Origin of the sequence: Bailinhaonella thermotolerans, from assembly GCF_003594875.1 — a bacterium.
Classification (GTDB): Bacteria; Actinomycetota; Actinomycetes; order Streptosporangiales; family Streptosporangiaceae; genus Bailinhaonella; species Bailinhaonella thermotolerans.
This window is the reverse complement of sequence record NZ_QZEY01000024.1, coordinates 98,381-120,909: the sequence shown is the minus strand read 5'-3', so window position 1 is coordinate 120,909 and position 22,529 is coordinate 98,381. Positions and strand designations below refer to the sequence as shown.

Below are 22,529 nucleotides of genomic sequence, written 5' to 3'. Positions count from 1 at the left end.
AGCGCCTGATGCGCCGTCGGGCCACTGCCGTACGTATGGGTCAAATCAACTACGTCGAGCACGTTTTCAGTCCTAAACGGTCTGCCTGGCCCGTGGATACCGGCCAGGATGTTCGTCGGGATGCCGATCATCCCGGTCCCGTCGGCGGCGGCGACGCCCGGGGCGTCCCCGCCCCGGCGGCCGGGCGTGCCGGCGCCCGCGCCCTCCGGTCGCCCGGCGTCCTGGTGCTCCACCGGCGCGGGACCGGCGGGGCGTCCCGGCGTGCCGCCGCGGGTTCGCGCGCGACGAGGCGATGAGTGAGCGTAGCGGAGCCGGGGCGCGGGCATGGGAAAACGCCCAGATCGTGATGAAAAACGGCCTTTGTCGTTATTTGCGAGGAGTGTGGATGTCTATGTAGCTCTGCTACTCTGTGGGGCCTCTGAGGCTGGTGGGCTATTGGCCGATTTGGTAAGCCTGTGCTCCAATAACCCTCGCCACGGACGCGCGCGTGTTCCACGCTTGCGCACATCTGAAACATATTCCTGCACGTCATAGACCTGTACCGAAGACGGTCCGGCGAGAGGTTGCGGAGGCCAGTGAGGACAGGAAGCACAAAGAACGGTCGCGAGTCTTCCCGGGCTGCCCAGAAGTCCCGGGCGAAGACCGGCGGCCGCTTGGCCCTGCGCAACTGGAGGGTGCGATCACGTCTGGTCGCGCTCATCCTGGTCCCGACCATCGTCGCCGTCGGGATGGGCGGACTCCGCCTCGCCGAGTCACTCAGCAGTGCGAACGCCTACAAGCGGGTCAGCGAGCTGGCCCACTTCAACGCCAGCGTCTCCGACCTGGTCTACCGGCTCGAACAGGAGCGCGACACCGTCGCCTGGTACATCGCGGTCGGCCGTGTCAGCGAGGGCAAGGCCACGGAGCGGATCGAGAAGACCAACGAGGACGTCGACGTGGCCGCCTCGACGGTCCGCAGCGAGGCCGCGAAGATCGGGGACGCCCACACCGAGCGTGTCCGGCGGCAGGTCGCCCAGATCCTCGTCCGCGTCCAGGAGATCGCGAACCTGCGCAAGATCGCTCTGAAGGAGAAGCTCCTCCCGCTCCCCGCGGTGACGAAGTACTCCGAGGTCATCACCGACCTCCTCACGATCAACGAGGACATCGGCCAGGGCGCCGGCGACGAAGAGCTCATCCAGAACGTCCGGGCGCTGCGGCAGCTCTCCGAGATGAAGGAGCGCATGTCCCAGCAGCGGGCCATCGGCACCGCCGCCGCGGTCAGCGCCGTTCCCCGGTTCGACCCGAACGAGCTCCAGACGTTCATCAACGCCCGCGCCGGCCAGGAGAGCGCGCTGCGCGGCTTCCGGGCCGAGGCCAGCCAGTCCATCCGCCAGCTCTACGAGGACACGGTCACCGGCCGCGAGATCGACCGCGCCGAGGCCTTCCGCGAGCGCGCGATGGCCCTCGCCCGCGACGGCAAGCTGCTCGACCTCGACCCGGCCAGGGCCGACGACGGCTCCAAGTGGTTCGACTCGATGAGCTTCACCATCGACCAGATGCGCAAGGTCGAGGTGGAGATCGGCAAGCTGGTGATCGCCCGCGCCGAGACCCTGCGGACGGACGCCCGCAACGGCGCCGTCACCTTCGCCGCGATCACGCTCCTCGTGCTCATCCTGGCCCTGACGTTCACCGCCTTCGTCGCGCGCTCCATGGTGCGCCCGCTGCGCCGCCTGCGCAGCGAGGCGCTGGAGGTCGCCGGCCGCAGGCTGCCGGAGATGGTCCAGCAGCTCCGCGAGTCCGACGGCCAGACCGAGATCGAGGTCCGCCCGATCCCCGTCACCTCCAGCGACGAGATCGGGGAAGTGGCGCGGGCCTTCGACGAGGTCCACCGCGAAGCCGTACGCCTGGCGGGTGGGGAGGCCCAGCTGCGAGGCACGGTCAACGCGATGTTCGTCAACCTCTCCCGGCGAAGCCAGACCCTCGTCGAACGGCAGCTCTCGCTGATCGACGGCCTGGAGCAGGGCGAGCAGGACGAGCAGCGGCTCGCCAGCCTCTTCAAGCTGGACCACCTGGCGACCCGCATGCGGCGCAACAGCGAGAACCTCCTGGTCCTCGCGGGCCAGGAACCCGCCCGCCGCTGGGCGCAGCCGATCCAGCTCGTGGACGTCGTGCGCGCCTCGCTGTCGGAGGTCGAGAACTACGACCGGGTCGCCCTGCGCGTGCAGTCCGGGCCGTCCGTCGCCGGCCAGGCCGTCAACGACGTCGTCCACCTGCTCGCCGAGCTCGTCGAGAACGCGATCTCGTTCTCGCCCCGCGACACCAAGGTCGTCGTGTCCGGCCACCGGACCGACGACGGCGGCGCGATGCTCACCGTCAGCGACTCCGGCATCGGCATGCCGCCGGAGGAGCTCGCCGAGGCCAACCACCGGCTGGCCTCCCCGCCGGTCGTGGACGTGTCCGTGTCCCGCCGCATGGGCCTGTTCGTGGTCGGCCGGCTCGCCGCCCGCCACGGCATCCGCGTGCAGCTCCGGCAGCAGGAGCTCGGCGGCGTCACCGCCCTGGTGCTGCTGCCCGAGAACCTCGTGGTCCAGCCCGGCGGCCAGACCGGCGCCGCCCCCCTCTTCGGGGGCCAGTCGGCGCCGGCGTTCGGCCTCACCGGCGAGACCCCGGCCCCGGCGGGCGACGGCGCCCCGGCGTTCGGCGCCTTCGGCGGGGGTTCCGAGAGCGGCGCCTTCGGCGGCCGCTTCGGGGCGGACACCTCGCCGAGCCCGGTCGGCGCCGAGCCGGTCTCGTACGGCGCCCCGCCGCTCGGGGCCCCGCCCGCGGCCACCGACGCGCCCGTGTTCGGCACCTCCACGGGGCCGCAGTCGTTCTCGGCGTTCGGCACGTCCACCGGCCCGCAGGCGTCGCCCGAGACCTCCGCGTTCGGGGGTCCCTCCGGGTCCCACCCGTCCTCGGCCTTCGGCGGCCCCTCCGGGTCCCACCCGGCGTCGGCGTTCGGCGGGCCGTCCGGCGGGCACCCCGCCTCGGCGTTCGGCACCACCACCGGCCCGCAGTTCGGCACCACCACCGGCCCGCAGGGGACGCCCAGGGACTTCGGCGGCCCGTCCGGCCCGCACCCGTCCCAGGCGTACGGCGGGCCGCCGGCTCCGCAGCAGCAGGCCCCGGCGTTCGGCGGTCCCTCGGGCCCGCAGCCGGGAGCCTCGACCAGCGGCGGCTGGCGGGTCCCCGACCGGCCGGCCCAGGACGCCTGGGGCGGCGGCACCGGCGAGGTCCCGTCGTTCGGCGACCCCGCCGAGACCGGCCCGCTTCCCGTCGTCCCCGACACCCCGCTGGAGGGCGAGGACTACCTGCCGATCTTCGCGGCGGTGGAGTCCGACTGGTTCCGCAGGCGCGACCCGGAGCCGGTGACCGGGGAGCCGGCCGAGGAGGCCGTGGCCGAGGCCGTGGCCGAGGCCGCGGAGCCCGTGGCGGAGGCCGCGCCTCCCGTGGCCGAGAAGGAGCCGGAGATGGAGAAGCCGGAGCCGATGGAGAGGCCCGCCGCCAGGCCGGCCTCCTCCACCCAGCCCGGCGGCTGGCGCTCCGCCGGCGACGAGGGCTGGAAGGCAGCGGAGGCCGCCAAGGCCCCCGCCCTGGGCGGCACCACCGCCGCCGGCCTGCCCAAGCGCGTGCCCCGGGCCAACCTCGTGCCCGGGTCCGTCGAGACCAGGCCCACGTCCCTACCCCCCGCCCAGCCGACCCTGTCCCCCGAGCGGGTGCGCAGCCGGCTGTCCAGCTTCCAGGAGGGCATTCGCCAGGGGCGCGCTGCCGCCCGCGGCGAGCGCGCTCCGGAAGCGATGCCCACTGAAGATCCAAAGGAGTGATTGTGAGGGAGCTGAGCCAGGCTGCCCGCGGCGTCAACTGGCTGATCACCGAGTTCGTCAACAGCGTGCCCGGCGTTGCCCACACCGTCGTCGTCTCGTCGGACGGACTCCCGCTGGCGTTCTCCGACGGTTTCCCCAAGGATCGGGCGGACCAGCTTGCGGCCGTGGCGGCGGGATTGATCAGCCTGACGCAGGGTGCCTCGCGCGTCTTCGAGGGCGGTCCGGTCACCCAGACCGTCGTCGAGATGCAGCGCGGCCTGTTGCTGATCATGTCGATCAGCGACGGCTCCTGTCTCGCGGTGCTCGCCGCCGCGGACTGCGACATGGGATTGGTCGCCTACCAGATGACGCTGCTGGTGGAGCGGGCAGGACAGGTGCTGACGCCTGCCGTGCGCGCCGAGCTGCAGGCGTCTCATCCCAGGTAAATGGGACCGACGCTAGGAGGGAGCCGTGGTAAACCGCGGCTGGGATGGTGAGGGGGATCCCCTCGGCGGACCGCTGTACGGGCGGCCTCCGGCCGAGGAGGATCCGCGCCGCTTCGGTGATGGACCCAACACCTCGTATCAGGAGTCGAGTGAGCAGCGGAGTTCCCTGGTGCGGCCGTACGCCGTCACCGGGGGGCGCACGCAGGCGAGGTACCAGCTGGCCATGGAGGCCCTGGTCTCGTCGGCGTCGCTCATCCACCACGACCTCTCGACTCTTACCCCCGAATATCAGGCGATCGCCCAACTGTGCCGACAGGTGAGGTCGGTCGCCGAGATCTCCGCGTTGCTGCGAATACCGCTGGGTGTCGCACGGGTGGTGGTGGCGGACATGGCCGCTGAGGGCCTCGTCTACATCCACCAGCCGTCCCTTGAGAAGGGGCAACCGGATCTCAACCTGCTCGAAAGGGTGCTCAGTGGACTTCGCAGGCTCTGATGCCTCCCGCCAGAACGGCGGGATGGGTAACGCTCTCACGTCGACGAAGATCGTCGTCGCGGGTGGATTCGGCGTTGGCAAGACGACGTTCGTCGGCGCGGTCTCTGAGATCCTTCCGCTCACGACCGAAGCCGTCATGACGAGCGCCAGCGCCGGGATCGACGACCTCGAGCTGACGCCGGGCAAGACGACGACCACGGTGGCCATGGACTTCGGCCGCGTCTCGCTGGACAGCGACCTGATCCTGTACCTGTTCGGCACGCCCGGTCAGCACCGGTTCTGGTTCATGTGGGACGACCTGGTCAAGGGCGCGATCGGCGCGGTCGTGCTCGTGGACACGCGCCGCCTGGCCGACAGCTTCCCGGCGATCGACTACTTCGAGGAGGCGCGGCTGCCCTTCGTGGTGGCCGTCAACGGCTTCGGCGGCGTGTACCCCCACGCGGACGAGGAGGTCAGGGAGGCGCTCACGCTCTCCCCGCACATCCCCCTCGTCCGGGTGGACGCCCGCCAGAGGCAGTCGGTCAAGACCACGCTCATCACGCTCGTCGAGCACGCCCTCACGGTGCGCGCCGGCAGCCCGCCCCAGGTTCCCGGCCCGCAGGCCGCGAGCAGCAGCATCTGGGGCTCTTGACCGTCATCGCGGACCGGCGGCCCGCACCGGGGCCGCCGGCGATCGCGAGGATCACCGGCCACGACCGGATAGTCTGGGAATGATTTCGTAGACGTCGCCCGAGGACTGGCCAATCACGTGTTCGAGACTCTTTCCGACCGGCTGACATCGGTCTTCTCATCCCTGCGCGGCAAGGGTCGGCTCTCCGACGCCGACATCGACGCGACCGCCCGGGAGATCCGGATCGCGCTGCTTGAGGCCGACGTCGCGCTCCCCGTGGTCAAGGAGTTCGTCGCCCACATCAAGGAGCGTGCCCGCGGCGCCGAGGTGTCCCAGGCGCTCAACCCCGCCCAGCAGGTCGTCAAGATCGTCAACGAGGAGCTCATCGAGATCCTCGGCGGCGAGACCCGCCGGCTGCGCCTCGCCAAGACGCCGCCCACCGTCATCATGCTCGCCGGCCTCCAGGGCGCCGGCAAGACCACCCTCGCCGGCAAGCTGGCCCGCTGGCTGCGCGAGCAGGGCCACGCCCCGCTGCTCGTGGCCGCCGACCTCCAGCGGCCCAACGCCGTCCAGCAGCTCTCCGTGCTCGCCGAGCGCGCCCAGGTCGGGGTCTACGCCCCGTCCCCCGGCAACGGCGAGGGCGACCCGGTCCAGGTGGCGCGCGACTCGATCGAGTACGCCCGCCACAAGCAGCACGACATCGTCATCATCGACACCGCCGGCCGTCTCGGCATCGACGCGGACATGATGCGCCAGGCCGCCGACATCCGCGACGCGGTCTCGCCCGACGAGGTCCTGTTCGTCGTGGACGCCATGATCGGCCAGGACGCCGTCACCACGGCCCAGGCGTTCATGGACGGCGTCGGCTTCGACGGCGTCGTGCTCACCAAGCTCGACGGCGACGCCCGGGGCGGCGCGGCCCTGTCGGTGCGGCAGATCACCGGCCGCCCGATCATGTTCGCCTCCACCGGCGAGAAGCTGGAGGACTTCGACGCCTTCCATCCCGACCGGATGGCCGGCCGCATCCTCGACATGGGTGACATCCTCACCCTGATCGAGCAGGCCCAGCGCACCTTCGACGAGCAGGAGACCGCCCGCATGGCGGGCAAGCTCGCGTCGGGCGAGGACTTCACGTTCGAGGACTTCCTCGAGCAGATGATGATGGTCCGCCGCATGGGCCCCATCACCAACCTGCTCGGCATGCTCCCGGGCATGGGCCAGATGCGCGAGCAGCTCAACCAGATCGACGAGAAGGACCTCGACCGGGTCGCGGCCATGATCCGCTCCATGACCCCGGCCGAGCGGCAGAACCCGAAGATCATCGACGGTTCGCGCCGCGCCCGCATCGCCCGCGGCTCCGGCGTCACGGTCACCGAGGTCAACAGCCTGGTGACCCGCTTCTTCGACGCGCAGAAGATGATGAAGCAGATGCGCAACGGCATGGGCATCCCCGGCATGCCGGGCGGCAAGAACAAGAAGGCCGCCAAGGCCGCCGCGAAGAAGGCCAAGGCCAAGGGCAAGCGCGTGAGCGGCGACCCGCGCAAGCGCGGCCAGCAGCCCGAGCCCCAGGCGCAGCAGCCGGCCGGCCTCCCGCCGGGCCTGGGCGGCGGCCTCGGCTCGGGCCTCCCCGGCCAGCTCCCGCCCGGCCTGCAGCTCCCGCCGGGCTTCGACCCCTCGAAGCTGAAGCTGCCCAAGCAGAAGTGATTCCCCGGCCGGGCGCGGTGATCCCTCACCGCGCCCGGTCATATCGGTCTGATTTCCAAGTGTTCCGTCCCGGCTCGCGGTGTTGCACTATGGAGCCGATGGAAGAGGATCTTGATCGTCGCTTCGCGGAGATCGTGTCGGGACTCGAACTGGAGACCCCCAGGCGATCCGAGCTCCGGCGCGCCGACCGCGCGTCCCGGCGCGTCCGCCGGGCGTCCCCGCGTCCCGGCCGCGCCTCCCGGAGCCGCCGGGGGATGTCCCCCGAGGCCCGCCGCCAGCGCCGCACCACCCTGGCCGTCGTCTGGGTGCTGATCGCCTCCCTCGTCCTGGCCGCGCTCATGTCCACCCAGGCCGGGTGGGCGCTCCTGTTCGCCTAGACCTCCGCCCGGACCTCCCGCCCCCGGGCGTACGGCGGGCGGCGGGCTCGCGCCGCCGCCGTCCGTGAGCGCGTACGGCTCCCGCCGGGCGGGCGGGAGCCGTACGGGATGAACCGGGGGAGCGGGGTCAGGCGACCGCCACCGTGTCGAGTTCGCGGTCGACCGCGGTCTCGGCCTCGGCGGGGGTCGGGCGGTGCGCCCGGTGCGCGCGGCGCTCGTACACCGCGGAGGCGGCGAGGACCGCCACGCCCGCGGCGAGCCAGGCCACCAGCGTCCACACGTCGCGGGCCATGCCGTCGCCGCCCTGGTAGAGGATGCGGCGGCCGGCGTCCACGAAGGCCGAGCCGTTCCAGAAGTCGCTCAGCGTGGCGAAGAAGCCGGGCTGCAGCTCGGGCGCGAACAGCCCGCCGGACGAGGTGAGGTTGAGCATCACGAACAGGCCGACCAGCACCGGCGTGGCCACCTTGCCGAGGAAGGTGTGCAGGCCCAGGCCGATCAGCATGACGCCGGAGGCGTAGATCCAGCCCATCGCCGCGACCGCGGTGAGGTTGCCGTGGACGGCGCCGGCGACGGGCCCCGCGATGACCGTGGTCACGATCGCGGTGACCAGCGACAGGCCCAGCCCGAGCAGGGCGCGGACCCACGGGGACAGGGCGGCCCCGGCGGCGGCCACGGCGATCGCGCCGGTGTACCCGCCCAGGCTCAGCGCGACGAGCAGGAAGAACACGGTGCCGCCCGCGTAGTCGTCGTCCGGGATCGGGCCGAGGTCGGTGACCCGCAGCGGGGCGTTCTGGGCGGTGGCCAGCGGGGTGAACGTCTTGGTGGCGGTCTCGGCGACCGTGCTGCCGCTCTTGACCGAGTCCACGATCAGCGCGGGGGCCGCGCCGGGCACGTACACCGCGGCGACGTCGCCGCGCCGGAGCAGCTTCTCCGCCTCGCCCCGCGCCGGCACGGTCCGCACGTCGAGCCGGTCGCCCGCCTGGTTCTGCAGGTGCTGGGCGAGCACCTCGGCCTTCGCGTCGGGGGCCACGACCGCCACGTCCACGTGGTGCGGCTCCGGGTGGCTGAACGCGCCGACGTACGCCAGGGCCATGCCGGCGGCCAGGAACAGCGGCACCCACAGGTGGCGCAGGACGTGCCAGACCGGCACCGGGAACGCGCGCCGGAACCGGCTCGGTGCGGCGGCGCGCGGCAGGGTGTGCGAGGCCATGCGGGGAACTCCTCGGAGGACGGGGTCGTTAGTTGTAGATAGCAACGATATGTGGAAAGTTGTATATTCCAACCAACTGGGCGGAGCGAGGGGCGGGCATGGACCGGGGCGAGACGATCGCGGGCATCTACGGCGAGCTGACCAGGTTCACCCGGCGCGTCCGCGCGCGCGGCGGGGCCTGGCACCCGGACCTGTCCCTGGTGGCCTACACGCTGCTCGCGCACATCGACGGGGCCGGGCGGGTGCGCGCCGCGGACCTGGCCGCGCACTACGCGCTCGACAAGTCCACCGTCAGCCGCCAGGTCGCCGACCTGCGCGAACGCGGCCTCGTCACGCCCGTCCCCGACGAGCGCGACGCCCGGGCGCACGTCCTCACCATCACCCCGGAGGGCCGCCGCCGCCTCGACGAGGCCAACGCCTCCCTCCGCGACCGCCTGGAGGACCGCCTCTCCTCCTGGCCCGAGGAGGACCTGGCCACGTTCGCCGCCCTCCTCGCCCGGTTCAACGCCGACATGTCCTGAGCCAGCCGTACGGCTCGCGTCCGCGCACGCCGTACGGCTCGGCGCCCCGCCGTACGGCTCGGCGCCCGCCCGCCGTACGGCTCCCGCCGGGTCGTGCGGGGAGCGCGGGCGGGGCCGTACCGGAGGGGCGGGTCAGGGGGTGTCGCGGGGCAGGGGAGTCGCGCGGGTCCGGGGGTCGCGCGGGTCAGGAGGGCAGGAGGGAGCGGAGCCGGTCGAGCGGGATGGCGGGGGAGCGGCGGCCCTCGCGGCCCACGGTGGTCTCGGCGGCGGTGAGCGCGTTGAGCACGGACTCCTCGACGGCCCGCACGACGGCCTCGTAGAACGGGTCCATCCGCCCCCACGGGACGAACCGCAGCGACTCGTACTCCGCCTCATCGGTCTTGGGGAAGGCGCTGTTCAGGGCGCCTTCGTTGGCCGTGGAGAAGGCGAGGAAGATGTCGCCGGAGAAGTGCGACCCGCTCGTGCCCGTGCGGGCGAGGCCCAGGGGCACGCGCCGGGCCAGGGCCGCGCACTGGCCGGGCAGGAGCGGCGCGTCGGTGGCGATCACCACGATGATCGAGCCCGCGCCCGGCGGGACCACGACGTCCGGGGCCTCCATCGGGTTGTCGTCGGCCAGTTCCGGGCCCACGTGGACGCCCGCCACCGTCAGCTCGCGGCGCGACCCGAAGTTGGCCTGCACGAACGCGCCGACGGTGTAGGAGTCCGCGCCGTGAGCCACGACCCGGGAGGAGGTCCCGCTGCCGCCCTTGAAGCCGTAGCAGTTCATGCCCGTGCCGCCGCCCACGCAGCCCTCCTCGACGGGCCCGCCCGCCGCCGACTCCAGCGCCGCGACCGCGTGCTCGGGCCGCACGTGGGAACCGTGGATGTCGCTGAGCCAGCCGTCCCAGGTCTCCGCCACCACCGGCAGCAGCCACTCCGAGGGCGGGGCCGGCTCCTGCCGCACGATCCAGTCGATCACGCCCCGGTGCACCGGGCCCACGGCGTACGTGTTGGTGATCATCACGGGCGGGGCCAGGGAACCGGTCTCGCTCAGCCAGGTCGTGCCGGTCATCTCGCCGTTGCCGTTGAGGGAGTGCCAGCCGGCCGCGCAGGCGCGGCCCAGCCCGGCGCGGCCGCGGGGCAGGATCGCGGTCACGCCGGTCCGCACCGAGGCTCCTTCGACGAGCGTCGTGTACCCCACGGTCACGCCGGGCACGTCGGTGATCGCGTTGTACGGCCCCGGCGTGCCGGGCAGGGGGACGCCGAGGGAGCGGAACCGGGGGCGTCCGGCCGGGGTGGAGTGCCAGGAGGTGGTCATTCGCGGCCTTTCCTAGGGATGTCGCGTCCGGAATATCCTGGTGTGAGAGGGGGGTCCGGGGGAACGGACCCGCCGGGGGCGCGGCCCGGCCACCGCGCGCGGCCATGATCTTCGCGGGGATTCGGCCGCATGCGCATCCGTCTGGCACAATGGGTCGTTGGAACATCGTGACCGCTCCGGATGCCCTCTCACCTCCGCGGCGGCGCGTCTGTCCCTCGGACGCCTCCTCGCCGGAACCCCACTCGGCGCGGACGCCGTCCATCACGTTCAAACGCGCAGGAGTTGACCACACCCGTGGCAGTCAAGATCAAGCTCAAGCGGCTCGGGAAGATCCGTAACCCGCAGTACCGCATCGTCGTCGCCGACTCGCGCACCAAGCGCGACGGGCGTGCGATCGAGGAGATCGGCAAGTACCACCCGAAGGAGGACCCGAGCTACATCGAGGTCAACTCCGAGCGGGCGCAGTACTGGCTGAGCGTCGGCGCGCAGCCGACCGACCCGGTGCGCGTGCTTCTCAAGATCACCGGTGACTGGCAGAAGTTCAAGGGCGAGCCGGGTGCCGAGGGCACCCTGCGGGTCGCCGAGCCCAAGCCGGACCGCCACGAGATCTACCAGGCCGCGGCTCGCGAGGTCGTCGAGGGCGAGGCCACCGGCGCCGCCACGACGCCGAAGAAGGCCAAGAAGGCTCCGAAGAAGGACGAGCCCAAGGCCGAGGCCGCCGCCGAGGCCGCGCCGGCCAAGGCCGAGGAGACCACCCCCGAGGCCGCGCCGGCCGAGGAGAAGTCGGAAGGCGAGGCCTGAGGTGCTCGAGGAGGCCCTCGAACACCTCGTCAAGGGCATCGTCGAGCACCCTGACGACGTCCGTGTCCGCGCCCGCCGCATCCGCAGCGGGCGCGTGCTCGAGGTCCGGGTCCACCCCGACGATCTCGGCAAGGTAATCGGCCGCAGCGGCCGCACTGCCAAGGCCCTGCGCACTGTCATCAGCGCGCTGGCCGGCGGCAAGTACGTCCGCGTCGACCTGCTGGACCTCGACGAGGCCCGGTAGGACGGCACACGCCATGGATCGGCGTCACGTGTTCGCAACGTGGCGCCGATCATCCGTTTTCGCATACTTTTTGGTCATTCTTTAGCTTTTTCCGAGATTGAAGGGGTTCAGGGGTATCGTGCAGCTCGTCGTGGGCCGGATCGGCCGTCCTCACGGTGTCCGCGGTGAGGTGACCGTCGAGGTCCGCACCGACGATCCGCAGGAGCGGTTCGCGCCGGGCACCACCCTCGCCACCGACCCCGCCTCGGCCGGGCCGCTCACCGTCGAGAGCCTGCGCTGGCACCGGGGCACCCCGCTGCTCCGCTTCGAGGAGCACTTCAACCGCGACGCCGCCGAGTCCCTGCGCGACGTCCTGCTGGTGATCGACTCCTCGGAGGTCCCGCCCACCGGCGACCCCGACGAGTTCCACGACCACGAGCTGCTCGGCCTGACCGTGGTCACCGGCGACGGAGAGCAGATCGGCGTGGTGGACGACGTGCTCCACCACGGCCAGGACCTCCTCGTCGTGCGGCGCGACTCCGGGCCCCTGGCGTACATCCCGTTCGTCAAGGCGCTGGTGCCCGAGGTGGACGTGGAGGGCGGCCGGCTCGTCGTCACTCCGCCGCCGGGGCTGCTCGACCCGGAGGAGGCCGAGTGAGCGTGCGGATCGACATCGTCTCGATCTTCCCGGAGTACTTCTCCCCGCTGGACGTCTCGCTGATCGGCAAGGCCCGCGCGCGCGGCATCCTCGACATCCGCCTCCACCAGCTCCGGGACTGGACCCACGACGTGCACCGCACCGTGGACGACACCCCGTACGGCGGCGGCCCGGGGATGGTCATGAAGCCCGAGCCCTGGGGCGAGGCCCTGGACGCCATCGCCGGGGACGTCCGGCGCCTGGACGCGGAGCCCGGAGAGGTCCCCGGCCCCGGCGCGGAGACCGTGCCCACGCTGATCGTTCCCACCCCGTCCGGCCGCCCGTTCACCCAGGCCGACGCCGTACGGCTGGCGCGCGAGCCCTGGCTGGTGTTCGCGTGCGGGCGCTACGAGGGCATCGACGGGCGCGTCGTGGAGCACGCCCGCACGCGGATGCCGGTGGAGGAGCTGAGCATCGGCGACTACGTGCTCGCCGGGGGCGAGGCGGCCGTGCTCGTCATGATCGAGGCGATCGGGCGGCTGCTGCCCGGCGTGCTCGGCAACGCCGTGTCGGCCGTGGACGACTCGTTCGCGCCCGGGGCGATGGAGAGCCTGCTCGAAGGCCCCGTCTACACCAAGCCGCCGGAGTGGCGCGGCCTGCGCGTGCCCGACGTGCTGCTCAGCGGCAACCACGGGGTCATCGCGCGGTGGCGGCGCGACCAGGCGCTGCGCCGTACGGCCGCCAACCGGCCCGAACTGGTCGCGGGCATGGGCGCGCTGGACGAGCGCGACCGGCGGGTCCTGGACGCCCTCGACTCCGCCGAGACCGGCGATTGAGGTCGGGGTTCGTCCCGACACGCCGTGGTTCGCGTATCCTTGACCTCGGCCGATTTCGCTTCCGGGCGGAAGATGTGGCAAACTGAATCGCTGTTGCCGTTTACGCTGCCCGTAACAGCCGTCCGGCGACCACAGTCCCAGCAAGCCCAGCCCGCGCGAGGCGTCTGGCGCCGCGCGTGCCGCGCGCAGCCGTACTGAAACCGAGGAACCGCAGTCATGCACACGCAGATCCAGGAGCTCGAGAAGTCCTCGATGCGCACCGACGTCCCGGACTTCCGCCCCGGCGACACCCTGAAGGTGCACGTTCGCGTCGTTGAAGGCAACCGGTCCCGCGTCCAGGTCTTCCAGGGCTTCGTGCTGCGCCGTCAGGGCGGTGGCATCCGTGAGACCTTCACCGTCCGCAAGGTCAGCTACGGCGTCGGCGTCGAGCGCACCTTCCCGGTGCACAGCCCGGTCATCGAGAAGATCGAGGTCGTGACCCGCGGTGACGTCCGCCGCGCCAAGCTCTACTACATGCGCGAGCTGCGCGGCAAGGCCGCCCGCATCCGCGAGAAGCGCGAGGCGCTTCCCGCCGCGAAGTAAGCGCGCGAAAAGCCTCGGAGACGGCCCGCACCGGTGGTGCGGGCCGTTTCTCGTTTTCGCCGCCCGGGCCGTCCGGATACGCCGCGTTCGCCCCGCCGTACGGCGCGCGAGTCGTGTACGCGCCGGCGCTCGAATCATCTAGGCTCGGGAGAAGTACCTAGGGGGAGGGGCCTCAAGTGCCGGTCGCCGGTGACGGAGCCGCCCAGCGGCGCTTGGATGACGAGGTGGATGTGGTCGCGGAAGACGCGCAGGACACCGGCAGGGCAGGTGTCGGCAAGAGCAAGAAGGACAAGAAGGACAAGAAGGGTTCCTTCTGGAAAGAGCTCCCCATCCTCATCGTGGTGGCGCTCGGCCTCGCCCTGGTGATCAAGACGTTCGTGGTCCAGGCGTTCTACATCCCGTCCGAGTCGATGGAGAACACCTTCCTGGTCAACGACCGCGTGCTGGTCAACAAGCTCGTCTACCACACGCGCGACATCGAGCGCGGTGACGTGGTGGTCTTCTCCGGCGCCGACTCGTGGGACGAGGGCATGGTGGTCGAGGAGCCGTCCAACCCGATCGCGGGCTTCTTCCGCTCGATCGGCACGGCCTTCGGCGTGGTGCCCGGCGAGAAGGACTACATCAAGCGCGTGATCGGCGTCGGCGGCGACACCGTCGAGTGCTGCGACGACGACGGGCGCATCAAGGTCAACGGGGTGCCGATCAAGGAGGAGTCCTACCTCTTCCCCAACGACCTGCCTTCCCAGGTGCACTTCAAGGCCCAGGTGCCGCCCGGTCGCCTGTGGGTCATGGGCGACCACCGCGGCGTGTCCAACGACTCCCGCGCCCACAAGACCGAGCCGGGGGGTGGAACGATCCCCGAGGACCACGTCATCGGGCGCGCGTTCGTGATCGTGTGGCCGCTGTCGCGGGCGAGCGTGATCGACATCCCGGAGACGTTCGACCAGCCCGCGCTGAAGAAGGCCGCGGCGGTGCTGACGCCCGCCACGCCGCTCGCGCTCGGCTTCGCGGGAGCCGTCCCCCTCATGCTGATCAGGCGGCGGTGGCGCGCGCGGCGCGCGGCCAGGGCCGAGGTCTCCCGGGGCCCGGCAGGGGCCGCCGGAGCCGCGGGAAGCGCCTCCGGGGACGGTTCCGAGGCCGGAGGCGCCTGAGCGGTGACCGCGAAGCCGGCGAGCGGCCAGGATCGCGACCGGTCCTGGCGCGAGGTGCCGGCCATCGCGGTCGTGGTGGTGCTGTGCGCGGTCCTCGTCAACGCGTTCGTGGTCCAGGTGTTCTGGATCCCGTCGGCGTCGATGGAGGACACCCTGCTCGAAGGCGACCGGGTGCTCGTCGGCAAGCTCGGCGACGACTACGGCCGGCAGGACGTCGTGGTCTTCTCCGGCGTGTTCGGTCCGGACGACAAGGACTTCATCAAGCGGGTCATCGCGGTCGGCGGCGACACCGTGGAGTGCTGTGACGCGCGGGGGCGGCTGATGGTCAACGGGCGGCCGCTGACGGAGCCGTACATCCAGCCGGGCAACCGGCCCTCGGCCACGCCGTTCCGCGCGGTCGTGCCGCCGGGGCGGCTGTGGGTCATGGGCGACCACCGGGACGACTCCGCCGATTCGCGGTATCACCAGCGGCTCGACGGGGATGGGACGGTTCCTGTGGACAAGGTCGTGGGGAGGGCATTCATGATCATCTGGCCGCCTTCGCGGGTCGGCGGGCTGTAGGCTTCGCCTGTCATGACGGTTCACTCGTTCCGCCCCCCGGTCGCCACCGTACGGCGCGACGCCGGGCTCTACGGCTACGAGCGCGCGCTCGCCCGCCGCGGCCTGGACCCCGTCGCCGGCGTGGACGAGGCGGGCCGTGGCGCGTGCGCGGGGCCGCTGGTCGTCGCGGCCGTCGTGCTGGGCCGGGAGATCCCCGGGCTGGCCGACTCCAAGCTGCTCACGCCGATGGCGCGGGAGCGGCTGTACGACAAGGTCGTGGCGCGGGCCGCCGCGTGGAGCGTGGTGGTCATCCCGCCGGACGAGATCGACCGGCAGGGGCTGCACGTCATGAACGTCACCGGAATGCGGCGCGCCGTCGCCGCGTTGCCGTCTGTACCCGGATACGTGCTCACCGACGGTTTCCCCGTCCGCGGCTTCCCCGCACCCGCCCTCGCGGTGTGGAAGGGCGACCAGGTCGCCGCGTGCGTGGCGGCCGCGTCCATCGTGGCCAAGGTGACGCGTGACCGGCTGATGACCGAACTGGACTCGACGTTCCCCGGATACGGGTTCGCCGAACACAAGGGATACAACACACCGGCGCACCAGGACGCGCTGCGCGTCCTGGGCCCGTGTGCGCACCACCGCTTCTCGTACGTCAATGTGGCTCGTGCGGTGCGGGGGGCCGCGATGGGCGACAATGGAGCGATCGAGGTAGAGGCAGGAGTGGCGTGAACCTGGTGAGGAGGCGAGTGCGGCCGTGAGCGCAGAAGATCTCGAAAAGTACGAGACCGAGATGGAGTTGCAGCTCTATCGCGAGTACCGCGACGTGGTCGGCCTGTTCTCGTACGTCGTGGAGACCGAGCGTCGTTTCTACCTGACGAACTCGGTGGACGTGCAGGTGCGTTCCGCCGACAACGGCGAGGTGTACTTCGAGGTCACCATGTCCGACGCCTGGGTCTGGGACATGTACCGCCCCGCCCGCTTCGTGAAGAACGTCCGCGTGGTGACGTTCAAGGACGTCAACGTCGAGGAACTCGCGAAGACCGAGCTGGAGGTCCCGAGCGACAAACCGGGCTTCTCCGGCTGAATCCGACACGTTGTCCTGGTAGGGCCTCCGCTTCCGGGGTACGGCTTGCGCCGGAAACCCCTGACGGAGGAGGCCGTATGTCCAAAACGCCGAGGAACCCGGATCCGTACGCGAACGCGGACCCGGACGCCGTGCCACCCCAGGACCCCGAGGCGAACCAGCTCCGCCGCGAACCCATGCCCGCGTCCCCCGAGGAGCCCTCAGGCACCCGGGCCACGGACGTGAGCGAGGAACTGGGCGCCGACCGCCCGGCGGAGGAACGCCGCGTGGCGGAGCGGTCGCCCCTTCTCACCGACGACGGCCCGACGCCCTCTCCGGTGCCGTCCCCGGGCACTCCCACCTCCCTCCCCGGTCACCAGGCCGGCGCCATCGAGCGCGACGACGAGGGGGAGGAGATCGGCTTCCGCGTCGTCAACGCCCCGCCCGGCAAGCCCGAAGGCGAGGTGGACACCCGCCCCTGAGCCGTCCCCGGCCGCCGTACGGCTCCCGCCGTGTACGGCGGCCGCCGTGCGGTTGTGGCCGGGCCGAGTGGCCGCCGCGGCGTTCCCGTAGTTGTCGTGGGGCTCGTGGAGCCGTCGTGAGGCTTCCGGGCGGCTCGCGGGGGCGGGGCGGTAGCCGTACGGCGGGCACGGCGGTGGCGGTCGCCGTTTGCGGGTGGGGGTGGTTGTCCACAGGGGAGGGGTGGTTGGGGCGGTTTTGTGGGGGTGGGGTTCTGCCGCCATCCACAGAACGGGGTTCGGGGCGCCGGGGGACGGCGTGGATGAAGCACCTTTGCGGGACGGAGGTGCTTCATGGGTGTCAAGGACGAGCTGGGAAGGTTCGGCGAAAAGGTCGCCGCGGACTTCCTGGGCAGCATCGGTTACTCCATCATCGAGCGCAACTGGCGATGCCGGTCGGGTGAGATCGACATCGTGGCCCGCGAGGGCGACGCGCTCGTGGTCGTGGAGGTCAAGACCCGGTCGGGACGCGGATACGGCACGCCCGCCGAGTCGGTGACCTACACCAAGGCCCGCAGGTTACGCGGGCTGGCGGCGCAGTGGGCGCGCGGGCACGAGGGCGGCTTCGCCCGGATACGCATCGACGTGATCGCGATCGAGCGCGACCCCCGGGGCGGCACGACCCTGCGGCACCTGCCGGGGGTGATCTAGATGCGCGTCGCGCGCACGCGATGCATCGCCCTGGTCGGCGTGATCGGCCGCGTGGTCGAGATCGAGGCCGACATCCTCAACGGCCTGCCGGCGCTCAGCCTGATCGGCTTGCCGGACACCGCCCTGAGCGAGGCGCGCGAGCGCGTGCGGTCGGCCATCGTCAACAGCGGCCATCCCTGGCCCGACACCCGCATCACGGTCAGCCTGTTCCCCGCCAGCCTGCCCAAGTCGGGCAGCACCTTCGATCTGGCCATCGCCGTGGCCATCCTCGCCGCCTCCGGCGTGGTCGAGCCGGACCGGGTGGCGGAGCCGGTGTTCATCGGCGAGCTGGGGCTCGACGGGCGGCTCCGGCCCGTGCGGGGCGTCCTGCCGGCGGTCCTGGCCGCGGTCGAGGCCGGCGCGGGCACCGTGGTCGTGCCCCTGGCCAACGCGCCCGAGGCGGCCCTGGTCCCCGGCCTCACGGTGATCCCGGCCGACAACCTCGGCGAGCTGACCGTGTGGCTGCGCGGCGGCGACCTGGCCGCCTACGCCTTCACCGAGGACATGCGCGAGACGCTGCGCGCCGCCCCGGAGCCCGCCGGGGCGCGCCCGGACCTCGCGGACGTGGCGGGCCAGGCGATGGCCCGCCGGGCCCTTGAGGTGTGCGCCGCAGGGGGCCACAACCTGTGGATGCTCGGGCCGCCGGGCACCGGCAAGACGATGCTGGCCGAGCGGCTGCCGACCCTCCTGCCCCGGCTCGACTACGAGTCCGCGCTGGAGGTCACGGCCATCCACTCGGTCGCGGGCACCCTCCCGCCCGACCGGCCGTTCGTCACCGACCCGCCGTTCTGCAACCCGCACCACACGGCGTCCGTGGCGGCGCTGGTCGGCGGCGGCACCGGCGCCACCCGCCCCGGGGCGGTCTCCCTGGCCCACCGCGGGCTGCTCTTCATGGACGAGGCCCCCGAGTTCGCGCGCAACGTCCTGGACTCCCTGCGCCAGCCCCTGGAGTCCGGCGAGGTCGTGGTCTGCCGCGCCTCCGGCACGGTCACCTTCCCCGCCCGCTTCATGCTGGTCCTGGCCGCCAACCCGTGCCCCTGCGCCGCCACCAGCACCGCCGACGCCCCCTGCTCCTGCACCCCCAGCACGCGCAGGCGCTACCTGAGCCGCCTGTCGGGCCCGCTCCTGGACCGGATCGACGTCAAGATCACGCTGCGGCCCTCGACCCGGCGCGAGCTCCTGGCCGACCGACATTTCCTGGAGTCCAGCGAGGTCGTGGCCGAGCGGGTCCTCCACGCGCGGGCCCGCGCCAGGGCCCGCCTGCGCGACACCCCGTGGCGCACCAACGCCGAGGTCCCCGCCGCCGAGCTGCGCAGGCACTACGCCCCCGCCGCCGAGGCCCTGACCCCGCTCCACACCGCCCTGGACCGCGGCTCCCTCACTGCCCGCGGCCTGGACCGGATCATCCGGGTCGCCTGGACCCTCGCCGACCTGGCCGGAAAGCCCCGCCCCACCGCCACGGAGACCAACACCGCCCACGCCCTCTGGCTGGGGGTGGCCTCATGATCCCGGCACCCCTCCCCGGGCGGGAAGAGCCGTTTCCGCCACCGGCGGGCGTCGGCCTGCCGGGATGTCGCCCGGGCCGCGTTCCGCCGTTCCCGCGCGGCCCTTCCCGCTTCCTCCGGGCCGGCGCCGACCGTTCTGGCCCGGCCGCGCTCCGGCCGAGTCGCGGGCCAGTCCGCCGGGCACGGCCCGTTCGGCTTCGCGGCCACGCCCTGGGACGGCGGCACGCGTGCCCGGCCTCCGTCCGCACCGGGGAGGCCCGACGCGAAGCGGGAGCGACCGAGGGAGCGGGAACACGCCGCCCCGCGCTTTCGGCCGCGCCTGCCGATTCCGGCCGCGGCTCCCCGGCGGTGATCCAACCTGGGGTGCGCGACTTCCCCGCATCGGACCGCGGCGGCCCGCCGTGCCGCCGGGCCGTGCCTGCCCGGCGCGTACGGCTGGGCAGACGAGCTCGGCTCGTACGGCCGGGCGGGCGAGCCCGGCTTGTCCGGCCGGGCAGGCACGCCTGGCCGGTTAGCGCTCCCTCGGGCGGGGGCCCGGTCAGCCGATGGGGCGGGGGACCGGGCGGGCCATGGGGTGGGGGTTGTGCGGGGCGGAGCGCCGAGGCGGCAGCGGCCTCGCGTTCGTGCCGGGACGCCAGGTCTCCGGCGGGGCCGTCCGCTGCGGGCGTTCACGGTCCTGTCGTGGGCGTTCACGGTCCTGTTCCGGGCGGCCGGGGCGGCGGGGCCGGGCCCTCCGGCGGCCGGCGCGAGGGGCGGGCGGCGTCGGGCCGGCCGGGACGGAGGCGGGCGTGAACGGCGAGACGGAGGCCCGGATCGCGCTGGCGCGCGTCGCGGAGCCGGGTGACCGGGTGATGGGCCGGTTGGTCGCCGCGCACGGGGCGGCCGGCGCCCTGGCGTGTGTGCGGGCCGGGCGCTGGCCGGGCGAGTTCGCCGCGGCGGAGCGGGCGCGGGCCGGGCGCCGGGAAAGCGACCTGGAACGCCGGCTGGAGTCCTGGCGGGCGCGGCTGCCGCTCGTGGACCCCGGGCGGGACCTGGCTGCCACCGAGCGGGCGGGGGCCCGCGTCGTCGTCCCCGGAGATCCGGGATGGCCGACGCAGTTGGACGACCTGGGTGACGCCCGGCCGCTGATCCTCTGGCTGCGGGGCGACGCCGAGTTCCGGTTCGCCTGCCTGCGCTCGGTCGCGATCGTGGGCTCGCGCGCCTGCACCGCCTACGGCGCCCAGGTCGCCGCCGACTTCGCCGGAACGCTGAGCGAGCGCGGCTGGACCGTCGTCTCCGGCGGCGCCTACGGCATCGACGGGGCCGCCCACCGGGGCGCCCTGTCCGGCGGCGCCCCCACGGTCTGCGTACTGGCCTGCGGCGTCGACGTCCCCTACCCGGCGGGCCACACCCACCTGTTCGACGCGATCCGCGCCGACGGCGTCCTGGTCAGCGAGTCCCCGCCCGGCGCGCGCCCCGCCCGCACGCGCTTCCTCGTCCGCAACCGCGTGATCGCCGCCCTGAGCCGCGGCACCCTGGTGGTCGAGGCCGCCATCCGCAGCGGCGCCCTCAACACCGCCGCCCACGCCGCCGACCTGAGCCGCCACGTGGCCGCCGTCCCCGGCCCCGTCACCTCCGAGCTCTCCGCCGGCTGCCACAGGCTCCTCAGAGAGTCCGCCGCCACCTGCGTGACCACCCCTGAGGAACTCATAGAGCTGATCGGCGAGATGGGCGGAGACCTCGCCCCCGTCCGCCGAGCTCCCACCCTCCCCCTCGACACCCTCTCCCCGGAGGCCCGCCGCGTCCTGGACGCCCTGCCCGCCCGAGGCGGCGCCGGCCCCGCCACCATCGCCATCGCGGCCGGCCTCCCCCTCACCGACGCCCTCGCCCACCTCGGCCACCTGTCCGCCATCGGCCAGGCCCGCCAGACCCCCCAAGGCTGGCGCCGCCGCCCCACCCCGCCTCCGTGACCCCACCACCCCCACCCGATCGCGAGGTCCCGTCCCCAAGATCCTGCCCCCGCCCCCTGCCACCCCGATGACCGACAGCACCCCCGGCACCGGCACCGGCGGGCGGGGGCGGTGAATAGGTTGGGGGTGGGTGCTTGGTGGAGGTGGCCGTGGAGGAGTTGGGGGATGTGTTCTCGGGGGCTTTGGGGGAGTTCGAGAGGTATTTGAGGGTTGAGAGGGATCGGGCCGCGCACACGGTGCGGGCCTACGTGGGGGATGTCCGGGGGTTGCTGGAGTACGCGCGGAGGGCCGGGGTCTCCGATTTCGGGGGGCTGGACGTCGGGGTGGCACGGGACTGGCTGGCGGAGGCGCACGCGGCCGGGCAGGCCCGGGCCACGCTGGCGCGGCGGACGGCGGCCGTGAGGGTCTTCACCGCGTTCGCTCATCGGCGGGGGTGGCTCGCCAAGGACGTCGGGCTGCTCCTGGGGACGCCCAAGGCGTCGCGGCGGCTGCCGGCCGTACTGCGGCAGGGGGAGGCGGCGGCCGCGCTGGACGCGCTCGCCGGGAAGCGGGCGGAGCCGGAGGACCTGCGGGATCTGGCGATCCTGGAGTTGCTGTACGCCACGGGCATCCGGGTGAGCGAGCTGTGCGGGCTCGACGTCGACGACTTCGATCATGATCGGCGCACCGTGCGGGTCCTGGGCAAGGGGCGCAAGGAGCGGGTGGTGCCGGTCGGGGCGCCCGCGCTCCGGGCCGTGGGGGACTGGTGCCTGCGGGCGCGCCCCGCCCTCGCGAACGAGCACAGCGGGGCCGCGCTGTTCCTCGGCTCCCGCGGCAAACGCATCAACGCCACCGTCGTGCGGCGGATCGTCCACGCGCGGCTTTCGCAGGTGGAGGGCCTGCCCGACCTCTCGCCCCACGGACTCCGGCACACCGCCGCCACCCATCTCCTGGAGGGCGGCGCCGACCTCCGCAGTGTCCAGGAACTCCTGGGGCACGCCTCGCTGGCCACCACTCAGCTCTACACGCACATCTCGATAGACCGCCTCCGGCAGAGCTTCCAGCGAGCCCACCCCCGCGCCTGACCCGCCCCCGCGCCCTCGCTCCCGCCTGACCCGGCCCCGCCGCCACCCGCCTCCCGGCCTCCCGCCTGCCGGCCTCCGGGTCTGCCGGCCTCCGGGCCTCCCGGCCCCGCCTCCCCGCCTCCGCCTGCCGCCTGCCCGCCCCCGCCCCCTGCCGCCGCTGGCGTGCGTTGCGGGGGCGGGGCGGGCGGGGCTAGGCGGCGTGGGTGGGAGGTGGGGCCGGGGGCCGGCGGGGGCGGCGGCGGGCTCGTTCGGCGGCCAGGAGCACTACGCCGGGGGTGGTGAGGGCCCGGCGGGTCCGGCGGCGGTGACGGAGGCGGTTCGCCAGGTAGAGGAGCGTGGCGATCAGGAGGGGACTCGCGGCGCTTCCGGCGGCGGCCGCGCCCAGGAGTGAGGGGGTCATGGGCTCCGGGGGTCCTTTCTGCGAGATTCGCTGCTGGCGATGGCGATGGCGATGGCGATGGCGATGGCGATGGCGATGGCGTGGGCGG

General features: G+C 73.0%; 25 protein-coding genes. 21 read left to right on the top strand and 4 right to left on the bottom strand.

The window, feature by feature from the left end; genetic code table 11:
* Window positions 1–233, bottom strand: a 233-nt coding sequence (locus D5H75_RS42625; protein ID WP_206781980.1) for a hypothetical protein, incomplete at its 3' end; no start/stop codon positions are given.
* A 441-nt stretch (window positions 234–674) separates the two neighbouring features.
* On the opposite strand from D5H75_RS42625, the gene D5H75_RS44435 reads away from it, so the two are divergent.
* From D5H75_RS44435 to D5H75_RS37220, 6 genes are all read left to right on the top strand, one after another.
* Entirely contained in the window at window positions 675–3,842 is a 3,168-nt protein-coding gene (locus D5H75_RS44435; RefSeq protein ID WP_147425408.1) for a nitrate- and nitrite sensing domain-containing protein, read from the top strand.
* Window positions 3,843–3,844: 2 nt separating this feature from the next.
* Window positions 3,845–4,267, top strand: a complete 423-nt coding sequence (locus D5H75_RS37240) for a roadblock/LC7 domain-containing protein (protein ID WP_119931304.1) — start codon at window positions 3,845–3,847, stop codon at window positions 4,265–4,267.
* A 166-nt stretch (window positions 4,268–4,433) separates the two neighbouring features.
* Entirely contained in the window at window positions 4,434–4,760 is a 327-nt protein-coding gene (locus D5H75_RS37235; RefSeq protein ID WP_422674083.1) for a DUF742 domain-containing protein, read from the top strand.
* Window positions 4,761–4,782: 22 nt separating this feature from the next.
* Window positions 4,783–5,391, top strand: a complete 609-nt coding sequence (locus D5H75_RS37230; protein ID WP_119931303.1) for a GTP-binding protein — start codon at window positions 4,783–4,785, stop codon at window positions 5,389–5,391.
* A gap of 117 nt (window positions 5,392–5,508) precedes the next feature.
* Window positions 5,509–7,074 (top strand): signal recognition particle protein, encoded by a 1,566-nt coding sequence (ffh, locus tag D5H75_RS37225; protein ID WP_119931302.1) that lies wholly within the window; start codon window positions 5,509–5,511, stop codon window positions 7,072–7,074.
* Between the two features lie 98 nt (window positions 7,075–7,172).
* Complete coding sequence (locus D5H75_RS37220; RefSeq protein WP_147425407.1) at window positions 7,173–7,451, top strand: hypothetical protein; 279 nt, start codon at window positions 7,173–7,175, stop codon at window positions 7,449–7,451.
* A 127-nt stretch (window positions 7,452–7,578) separates the two neighbouring features.
* Here D5H75_RS37220 and D5H75_RS37215 read toward each other — a convergent pair whose 3' ends face one another.
* Entirely contained in the window at window positions 7,579–8,661 is a 1,083-nt protein-coding gene (locus tag D5H75_RS37215; protein WP_202638882.1) for an ABC-2 transporter permease, read from the bottom strand.
* Between the two features lie 98 nt (window positions 8,662–8,759).
* Here D5H75_RS37215 and D5H75_RS37210 point away from each other — a divergent pair, with 98 nt between their 5' ends.
* Window positions 8,760–9,182: a MarR family winged helix-turn-helix transcriptional regulator gene (locus tag D5H75_RS37210; protein ID WP_119931300.1), complete on the top strand. Its 423-nt coding sequence runs from the start codon at window positions 8,760–8,762 to the stop codon at window positions 9,180–9,182.
* 184 nt (window positions 9,183–9,366) lie between these two features.
* Here D5H75_RS37210 and D5H75_RS37205 read toward each other — a convergent pair whose 3' ends face one another.
* Entirely contained in the window at window positions 9,367–10,479 is a 1,113-nt protein-coding gene (locus D5H75_RS37205; protein WP_119931299.1) for a DmpA family aminopeptidase, read from the bottom strand.
* A 294-nt stretch (window positions 10,480–10,773) separates the two neighbouring features.
* On the opposite strand from D5H75_RS37205, the gene rpsP reads away from it, so the two are divergent.
* From rpsP to D5H75_RS37135, 14 genes are all read left to right on the top strand, one after another.
* The gene (rpsP, locus tag D5H75_RS37200) at window positions 10,774–11,280 is read left to right on the top strand and encodes a 30S ribosomal protein S16 (protein WP_119931298.1); all 507 of its coding nucleotides are present in this window, start codon (window positions 10,774–10,776) and stop codon (window positions 11,278–11,280) included.
* 1 nt (window position 11,281) lies between these two features.
* Window positions 11,282–11,524: an RNA-binding protein gene (locus D5H75_RS37195; protein WP_119931297.1), complete on the top strand. Its 243-nt coding sequence runs from the start codon at window positions 11,282–11,284 to the stop codon at window positions 11,522–11,524.
* Window positions 11,525–11,642: 118 nt separating this feature from the next.
* On the top strand, window positions 11,643–12,161 hold the full coding sequence (gene rimM / locus D5H75_RS37190; protein WP_119931296.1) for a ribosome maturation factor RimM: 519 nt from the start codon (window positions 11,643–11,645) through the stop codon (window positions 12,159–12,161).
* 2 nt (window positions 12,162–12,163) lie between these two features.
* A complete protein-coding gene (gene trmD, locus D5H75_RS37185) occupies window positions 12,164–12,976 on the top strand; it encodes a tRNA (guanosine(37)-N1)-methyltransferase TrmD (RefSeq protein ID WP_119931323.1) in 813 nt (270 codons plus the stop codon).
* A gap of 216 nt (window positions 12,977–13,192) precedes the next feature.
* A complete protein-coding gene (gene rplS, locus D5H75_RS37180; RefSeq protein WP_119931295.1) occupies window positions 13,193–13,558 on the top strand; it encodes a 50S ribosomal protein L19 in 366 nt (121 codons plus the stop codon).
* Window positions 13,559–13,782: 224 nt separating this feature from the next.
* On the top strand, window positions 13,783–14,709 hold the full coding sequence (lepB, locus tag D5H75_RS37175; protein WP_119931322.1) for a signal peptidase I: 927 nt from the start codon (window positions 13,783–13,785) through the stop codon (window positions 14,707–14,709).
* 3 nt (window positions 14,710–14,712) lie between these two features.
* Window positions 14,713–15,270, top strand: coding sequence for a signal peptidase I (lepB, locus tag D5H75_RS37170; RefSeq protein WP_242454742.1), 558 nt, complete (start codon window positions 14,713–14,715; stop codon window positions 15,268–15,270).
* A 12-nt stretch (window positions 15,271–15,282) separates the two neighbouring features.
* The gene (locus D5H75_RS37165; RefSeq protein ID WP_119931294.1) at window positions 15,283–15,981 is read left to right on the top strand and encodes a ribonuclease HII; all 699 of its coding nucleotides are present in this window, start codon (window positions 15,283–15,285) and stop codon (window positions 15,979–15,981) included.
* Window positions 15,982–16,006: 25 nt separating this feature from the next.
* Window positions 16,007–16,336 (top strand): DUF2469 domain-containing protein, encoded by a 330-nt coding sequence (locus D5H75_RS37160; RefSeq protein WP_119931293.1) that lies wholly within the window; start codon window positions 16,007–16,009, stop codon window positions 16,334–16,336.
* Between the two features lie 77 nt (window positions 16,337–16,413).
* Window positions 16,414–16,797: a hypothetical protein gene (locus tag D5H75_RS37155; protein WP_119931292.1), complete on the top strand. Its 384-nt coding sequence runs from the start codon at window positions 16,414–16,416 to the stop codon at window positions 16,795–16,797.
* Between the two features lie 330 nt (window positions 16,798–17,127).
* Window positions 17,128–17,484: a YraN family protein gene (locus tag D5H75_RS37150; protein WP_119931291.1), complete on the top strand. Its 357-nt coding sequence runs from the start codon at window positions 17,128–17,130 to the stop codon at window positions 17,482–17,484.
* Window positions 17,485–19,029 (top strand): YifB family Mg chelatase-like AAA ATPase, encoded by a 1,545-nt coding sequence (locus D5H75_RS37145; protein ID WP_119931290.1) that lies wholly within the window; start codon window positions 17,485–17,487, stop codon window positions 19,027–19,029.
* A 787-nt stretch (window positions 19,030–19,816) separates the two neighbouring features.
* Window positions 19,817–20,977, top strand: a complete 1,161-nt coding sequence (dprA, locus tag D5H75_RS37140; protein ID WP_242454741.1) for a DNA-processing protein DprA — start codon at window positions 19,817–19,819, stop codon at window positions 20,975–20,977.
* 137 nt (window positions 20,978–21,114) lie between these two features.
* Entirely contained in the window at window positions 21,115–22,041 is a 927-nt protein-coding gene (locus D5H75_RS37135; protein ID WP_422674082.1) for a tyrosine recombinase XerC, read from the top strand.
* Between the two features lie 190 nt (window positions 22,042–22,231).
* Here the strand turns inward: D5H75_RS37135 and D5H75_RS37130 are convergent, their stop codons facing one another.
* On the bottom strand, window positions 22,232–22,441 hold the full coding sequence (locus tag D5H75_RS37130) for a hypothetical protein (RefSeq protein WP_119931288.1): 210 nt from the start codon (window positions 22,439–22,441) through the stop codon (window positions 22,232–22,234).
* Between the last annotated feature and the right edge of the window lie 88 nt (window positions 22,442–22,529).

Bases quoted from the DNA above. Each gene is read 5' to 3' on its own strand.
- D5H75_RS37230 (WP_119931303.1), top strand. From the start codon at position 4,783: ATGGGTAACGCTCTCACGTCGACGAAGATCGTCGTCGCGGGTGGATTC.
- D5H75_RS37220 (WP_147425407.1), top strand. From the start codon at position 7,173: ATGGAAGAGGATCTTGATCGTCGCTTCGCGGAGATCGTGTCGGGACTC.
- D5H75_RS37215 (WP_202638882.1), bottom strand. From the start codon at position 8,661: ATGGCCTCGCACACCCTGCCGCGCGCCGCCGCACCGAGCCGGTTCCGG.
- D5H75_RS37210 (WP_119931300.1), top strand. From the start codon at position 8,760: ATGGACCGGGGCGAGACGATCGCGGGCATCTACGGCGAGCTGACCAGG.
- D5H75_RS37205 (WP_119931299.1), bottom strand. From the start codon at position 10,479: ATGACCACCTCCTGGCACTCCACCCCGGCCGGACGCCCCCGGTTCCGC.
- rplS (WP_119931295.1), top strand. From the start codon at position 13,193: ATGCACACGCAGATCCAGGAGCTCGAGAAGTCCTCGATGCGCACCGAC.
- D5H75_RS37165 (WP_119931294.1), top strand. From the start codon at position 15,283: ATGACGGTTCACTCGTTCCGCCCCCCGGTCGCCACCGTACGGCGCGAC.
- D5H75_RS37155 (WP_119931292.1), top strand. From the start codon at position 16,414: ATGTCCAAAACGCCGAGGAACCCGGATCCGTACGCGAACGCGGACCCG.
- D5H75_RS37150 (WP_119931291.1), top strand. From the start codon at position 17,128: ATGGGTGTCAAGGACGAGCTGGGAAGGTTCGGCGAAAAGGTCGCCGCG.
- D5H75_RS37145 (WP_119931290.1), top strand. From the start codon at position 17,485: ATGCGCGTCGCGCGCACGCGATGCATCGCCCTGGTCGGCGTGATCGGC.
- D5H75_RS37130 (WP_119931288.1), bottom strand. From the start codon at position 22,441: ATGACCCCCTCACTCCTGGGCGCGGCCGCCGCCGGAAGCGCCGCGAGT.